The sequence below is a fragment of the Streptomyces sp. CO7 genome (assembly GCF_053474865.1).
The window spans coordinates 1,325,845-1,326,343 of sequence record NZ_JBRIOU010000002.1 but is presented as its reverse complement, the minus strand read 5'-3'; the positions used below and the strand labels follow the sequence as shown (position 1 = coordinate 1,326,343).

The following is a 499-nucleotide window of genomic DNA, read 5'->3' as shown; positions in this document are numbered from 1 at the left end:
GCGGGACTCCCGCCGGCTCACCGCCCGGACCCGGCCCGTCGGCACGCCGGTCCCCCGCACCCGGCGGGGGCCCCTCGCGTCAGCCCGCCCCGGCAGGTTCCTCCTCCTGGCTCTCGGGGGCGATGCCCCGCAGCCTGACCTCCAGGCGCCCGTCGACCACCCGTGTGTCGAACGCGGGCTGGGGAGCCGTGGCAGGCCCCCGCACGTTCCAGCCGTCCTCGAGCCGGAACACGCTGCCGTGCCAGGGACACCGCACGCAACCGTCGGAGATCTCGCCCTGCGACAGCGGACCCGCCAGGTGACTGCAGTGCTCGGCGAGCACCCGCACGGTGTCCTCGTCGACCCGGACCACCATCACCGGGACGCCGTCCACCTCCCGCCGGACCGCCTGTCCGACCGGAAGGTCCGACACGCCGCCGAGGCCGTGCCAGCCCGGCCGCACCAGGTGGGGCACCTGTTCGGCGTGGTTGGCTCCCGCCGCCTGCCGGTAGGCGAGGTG

General features: G+C 76.4%; 1 protein-coding gene. It reads right to left on the bottom strand.

The window, feature by feature from the left end; genetic code table 11:
* Positions 1 to 79 precede the first annotated feature (79 nt).
* Positions 80 to 499, bottom strand: a 420-nt coding sequence (locus ACOV8S_RS08030; RefSeq protein ID WP_448316970.1) for a Rieske (2Fe-2S) protein, incomplete at its 5' end; no start/stop codon positions are given.